Source organism: Selenomonadales bacterium (genome assembly GCA_017442105.1).
GTDB lineage: Bacteria > Bacillota > Negativicutes > RGIG982 > RGIG982 > RGIG982.
In genome coordinates this window covers 1-5264 of sequence record JAFSAX010000119.1, presented here as the reverse complement: position 1 = coordinate 5264, position 5264 = coordinate 1, and the positions used below count along the sequence as shown (strand labels likewise).

The 5264-nt window shown below is 52.7% G+C and carries 4 protein-coding genes and 3 tRNA genes; all 7 read right to left on the bottom strand.

Annotated features, from left to right (window positions below):
• Positions 1 to 2: 2 nt before the first annotated feature.
• Positions 3 to 78: transfer RNA gene (locus IJN28_04640), tRNA-Val, on the bottom strand.
• Positions 79 to 318: 240 nt separating this feature from the next.
• Positions 319 to 393 (bottom strand) — tRNA-Glu (locus IJN28_04635).
• 4 nt (positions 394 to 397) lie between these two features.
• Positions 398 to 473 (bottom strand) — tRNA-Lys (locus tag IJN28_04630).
• 55 nt (positions 474 to 528) lie between these two features.
• The gene (locus tag IJN28_04625) at positions 529 to 1035 is read right to left on the bottom strand and encodes a hypothetical protein (GenBank protein MBQ6713057.1); all 507 of its coding nucleotides are present in this window, start codon (positions 1033 to 1035) and stop codon (positions 529 to 531) included.
• The gene (locus IJN28_04620) at positions 1032 to 2162 is read right to left on the bottom strand and encodes an SH3 domain-containing protein (protein ID MBQ6713056.1); all 1131 of its coding nucleotides are present in this window, start codon (positions 2160 to 2162) and stop codon (positions 1032 to 1034) included. Before IJN28_04620 ends, IJN28_04625 begins: the two co-directional genes overlap by 4 nt.
• Before the next feature lie 293 nt (positions 2163 to 2455).
• The gene (gene dnaB, locus IJN28_04615) at positions 2456 to 3787 is read right to left on the bottom strand and encodes a replicative DNA helicase (GenBank protein ID MBQ6713055.1); all 1332 of its coding nucleotides are present in this window, start codon (positions 3785 to 3787) and stop codon (positions 2456 to 2458) included.
• Positions 3788 to 3800: 13 nt separating this feature from the next.
• A partial coding sequence (lonC, locus tag IJN28_04610; protein ID MBQ6713054.1) for a Lon family ATP-dependent protease occupies positions 3801 to 5264 on the bottom strand: 1464 nt, incomplete at its 5' end.

The window sequence follows — 5264 nt, the reverse complement described above, 5'->3', positions numbered from 1 at the left end:
TTTGGTGGGCGATGACAGGATCGAACTGCCGACATTCTGCTTGTAAGGCAGACGCTCTCCCAGCTGAGCTAATCGCCCATCACGCCTATTCGTTTCGCACTCCTTGTTTCGCTTTGCAGAGCATACGCTTTCACTTACGAAATTCGGTTGGCTTGCGAGTTCGGCATTATAGGTAACTGAATCCGTCGTTCGCTTCATATCCCGAAGGTATATCTTTACGAAGTATGACTCAGAGAAGGTTCCGCATCTGTTCGTTTCTCGTTCGTGTCCGATGACGAACTGCGGATATATCCAATCGGAAGGTTCCGTAATTGGCAATGGTGACGCGTATGGGATTCGAACCCATGTAGCCGCCGTGAAAGGGCGGTGTCTTAACCGCTTGACCAACGCGCCATGGTGGTGATCCACCCGCGACTCGAACGCGGGACACCCTGATTAAAAGTCAGGTGCTCTACCGACTGAGCTAGTGGATCATGTAGCTCTCAATTAGAGCAACAATAGGAGTATATCAAACGACAATATGCTTTGTCAACAATTTTTTTGGCAAAAAATACGATTTTCTATCTTTTTTTCTAAGAAAATTGCTGCCGACGCAGTAATAAGCTGTCCGAACCCCATCATAAAGAGGATGGTGTGCGTCATTTGAGGCGGAAGCTCGGCGACCAAAACGATGCCCCAGCTCATCAGATAGAGCGCGCCCGCCTTACAGAGCGGTGCGAGCCATATCCGCATCTGTCTGTGATAACGCGAAGCGACGATAGCAAAGATGATATTGGCGACGGCGATCGCGGGGCAAAATACAAAAAGCGGCAGTTGTCCCTCAAAAAAAGCTGTGACAGGAAGTGCGACCGAAGCGATGACGGCACCTTTCAGAGAAACGCGGTGCACGAGGAACAGAAGCATCAGATTGATACCTGTTCCGATGATGAACATGGAGGCAAATGGCGGCAGCGGCAAAATGAAGCGCAGGCTTTGGATGCAGAGCGCGACTGCCAGAAGAAGCGCGCTCTGCGCTGCGATACGGGTATCGGTCACGGCTGCTTATCCTCACTGAGCGGGTACGCGCCGATCGTCTTACCGTCTGCCGACATGCCGATAACAGTCACTTGTCCGTCGCGTTCGATCATGAGCACATTTCCTTCTTCTGTCGGCACGACAGATACATCACCGCAAGGCGGAAGCTGATAAGCTGCGCACGCCAGCTCGCCTGCCTCACGCGGCAGGACGATGCCCATCGCACGATAGATATCGCCTATCATACCGTCGTTATCTTCGCTGTTTTTGAGCCCGTGATAGCCGTACGGCGCACCGACATATGCGTCTATCAGGCTTGCGATCTCGTTCGCTCCATAGTCAAGATGACCGATGATGTAGCTGTCCGATTTTTCGAGCATCGTTTCGACATCGACAAGTTTGCCGTGGTTGCCGCGCATCGGAAGCTTGACCTTATATTCGTTTTCTTTTTCGCTGACGAGCGGCAGTTTTGTCCCCATCTGCGCATAGACGGTTTCGCCATCATGTTTGATCCGTTCTCCGCGCGCGATCACGGTAACGAATTCCGTCGGTGCATGATACGACATCCAGTCGCTTTTTTTCGCAACGGCAATATCGCCGACGAAGACCCAGCCGTACATCGACTGACTTTGTACGAAATAGTATCGTCTGTCTTTGCTGACATGCAGCAGTCTGACTGTTTCACACGGGTCGAGTGCGCCTACTTGGAGAATGTCATGCTCCATATCGTCTGCCGACAGGAACAGACCGCCTCCCATCGGCATGCTTCTTACGTTGGCGCGGCGCACCGCCACACCGTAGCCGACTTCCTGCGTTTTGCCGATCGGGTCAAGGTTCATATTATCGAGCAATCTCTGTCTGTCTTCCGCGGTGATGAGCTTACCGCGACGGTACAGGTCTGTTGGCGGCAAGTTGTTCAAGGTGATATATTCGCGCACCCATTGTCCGTCCTCTTCGTCCGCGATCGCAGCGATATCGACGATCGAGGGACAGTTCGCGCGCACAAGCTCGTTCATCTCTTGGATGACTGTCATCTCTGTTACCGCACTCATATCAATAGTCGGCTCGCTCGCTTCTGCCCAGCCGCCCGCGAGAACGAGCGACAAGAGCGCGGCTCCGACCAGTTTATGATTCCAAGCACGTTTCATAGGACACACTCCTTTCGTATATCAAGCACAGCGAGGCTATATCTAATTTCTTGGCAGTTATATTTACTGCAAGCCTGCTTCTTTCGTGGTCGATGCTGTGCGTGATATGGCTACTATCATCATATCATTCGCATTTTTTTCATGTCAAGCGATCGCCCCTCATCTGCCCATTCTCCTTTGCACAAAAAGAAACCACGCCTTATCCTTCTTGCTGCCTATTATATTTTTCCTTATATTCTCCGCCCGCAAAAAAGAAACCATGCCTTCCGAAAAAAGCATGGTCATTTCTCTTGTTATTCGCTTCTGAGTGTGAGGTCGCAGAACTTCGTAAACTGGCTGTGAAAGAACAGTTTTACCGTATCGACAGGGCCGTTACGATGCTTGGCGATGATGATCTCGGTGATGTTTTTATTCTCCGTTTCCTTGTCGTAGTAGTCCTCGCGATAGAGGAACGCTACGATGTCGGCGTCCTGCTCGAGAGAGCCCGATTCACGAAGGTCGCTGAGCATCGGTTTTTTGACCTGACGCGCTTCGACGCTGCGGCTGAGCTGACTGAGTGCGATGACAGGCACTTCGAGCTCACGCGCAAGAGCCTTGAGGGAGCGCGATATCTCGGAGATCTCCTGCTGACGGTTCTCGCTGCTCTTTTTACCACTGCCCTGCATAAGCTGGAGGTAGTCGATAACGATAAGACTGAGGCCTTGTTCCATCTTCAGACGGCGCGCTTTCGAACGCATCTCAAGAACGGTGATACCCGGCGTATCGTCAATAAAGAGCGGAGCCTGCGACAGCGCGTCCGATACGGTGATGAGCTTTTCCCAATCGTGGTCGTCAAGCTCACCGACACGGAGCTTCTGCGAATCGATCGCCGCTTCCGAGCAGAGGATACGCTGTACGAGCTGTTCTTTCGACATCTCAAGACTGAAAAACGCAACAGGCTTCTTCGAACGAAGCGCAACGTTCGTGGCGATATTCAGGGTAAATGCCGTTTTCCCCATACTCGGGCGTGCCGCGATCAGGATCAAGTCGGACGGCTGAAGCCCTGCCGTCAGCTTGTCAAGGTCTTTGAATCCGCTGGGAAGGCCTGTAATGGCACCTTTCGACTGGAACAGGTGTTCGATCTTGTCGAACGCCTTGTAGACGACGTCTTTGATAGAGGTGAAGTCACCGCTGATCTTGCGTCCCGACACTTCCATGATCGATTTTTCGGCTTTGTCCAGGATATCTTCGACGTCTTCGCTGTCCTCATACCCCATGCCCGCGATCTGTGTTGCGGAGTTGATGAGATGTCGGAGGATGGACTTTTCTTCGACGATCTTGCCGTGATGGACGACGTTCGCCGCCGTCGGTACGGCATTGGCAAGCGACGTGATATAAGCGATACCGCCCACACGCTCGAGCTTGTCCTGCTTGCGAAGATGCTCTGTTACCGTGACCATGTCGATGGCTTCTCCCTTGTTGTAGAGTTCCATCATCGCGTCGAATATCAAGCGGTTGGCTTCGCGATAAAAGTCGCCCGCACGCAAAAATTCCGTCACTTTGGCAATGGCTTCTTTTTCTATCAGCATCGCGCCGAGCACGGCATATTCTGCTTCTAAGTTCTGCGGTGGTATCCGTTCGATCACAGTAGTGCCTCCTTTAGTCCGTAATATCTCCGATCAATAATCGGATCGCTTCTTCTGCCGTCGCTACGGGATGAAGATTCAGCCCGAGATGTGCGGCAGGAATATCTTTTTCGTTTTCCTTCGGCAGGATCATCGACGTGATGCCTGCCTGTTTCGCGCCGTATGCTTTTTCGACGACACCGCCGACGGCTTTGACACGGCCTTGTATCGATATCTCGCCCGTGACAGCCATATCCTGGCGAACAGGCTTACCTGTCAGTGCCGACAGGATCGCCGCGAGAATGGCAACGCCTGCCGATGGGCCGTCTATCTGACCACCGCCGATAATGTTGATATGAACATCGTAGTCGGCAAGGTCTTTGCCTGTCATTCGGCGAACGACAGAGCTTGCATTGAACACAGAGTCTTTGGCCATAGAGCCTGCCGTTTCGTTGAAACGGATATGACCCTTCCCGCTTTCTTTCGCAGGGAATACGACAGCTTCTATTTCGATAACAGAGCCGAGATATCCTGCGACACCAAGACCGAATACACGGCCGACTTCAGGCTTGTCGGAGCCTTTTTGCGTAACGTACGCCGAAAGGCGCGACGCCTGGATGACGCGGTAGATATCGTCTTCGGTAATGGTGATATGATCATCGTTCCCGTTTGCACGATAGAGCGCACCGCTGTACGCATCGGCAAGCAGGTTGATGGCCTTACGGCCTTCTATCGTATATTCGCTGATGATCTCGGCGACTTTGGCTTCTGCCTCGGCGTGGAGTTTTTCCATCGCGCTTTTGATGATATCTTTTATATGCGACGGCGTGAGCGATTCGAAGAAGATCTCTGCACAACGCGAACGGAAGGCAGGATTGATCTCGTACGGAGCACGCGTCGTTGCGCCGATCAGGATAAAGTCGGCAGGTGCGCCGTGTTCAAACAGTCGGCGAATATAGTTCGGTACGCTCGGATCGCTCGTATCGTAATACGTCGAGTCGAACGATACCCGTTTGTCTTCCATGACTTTGAGGAGCTTGTTCTGGAGCATCGGATCCATCTCACCGATCTCGTCGATAAAGAGGATACCGCCGTGCGCATCGGTAACAAGTCCCGGTTTCGGCTCGGGGATACCCGTTTCGGCAAGATCGCGTCGTGCGCCTTGGTATATCGGGTCATGTACAGAACCAATGAGCGGATTGGTAATATCGCGCGGATCCCAGCGGAGCGTCGTACCGTCTACCTCGACGAACGGCGCATCTTCGGCAAACGGCGTATGCTTCAGCTCGCGTGCCGCCTGCAAGACAAGACGTGCGGCAGTCGTTTTGCCGACACCGGGAGGTCCGTAGAGAAGAAGATGCTGCGGATAGACAGATGCCAGCTTCGATTTGATGGCATCGACAGCACGTTCCTGCCCGATGATCTCTTCTAAACTCTGCGGTCTTAAGAGTTCGGGCAGAGAGCGCGTGAGCGATTTTTTCTCGAGTGCTTCAAGCTT

Coding starts and splice junctions, on each gene's coding strand:
- IJN28_04620 (MBQ6713056.1), bottom strand. CDS start 2,162: ATGAAACGTGCTTGGAATCATAAACTGGTCGGAGCCGCGCTCTTGTCG.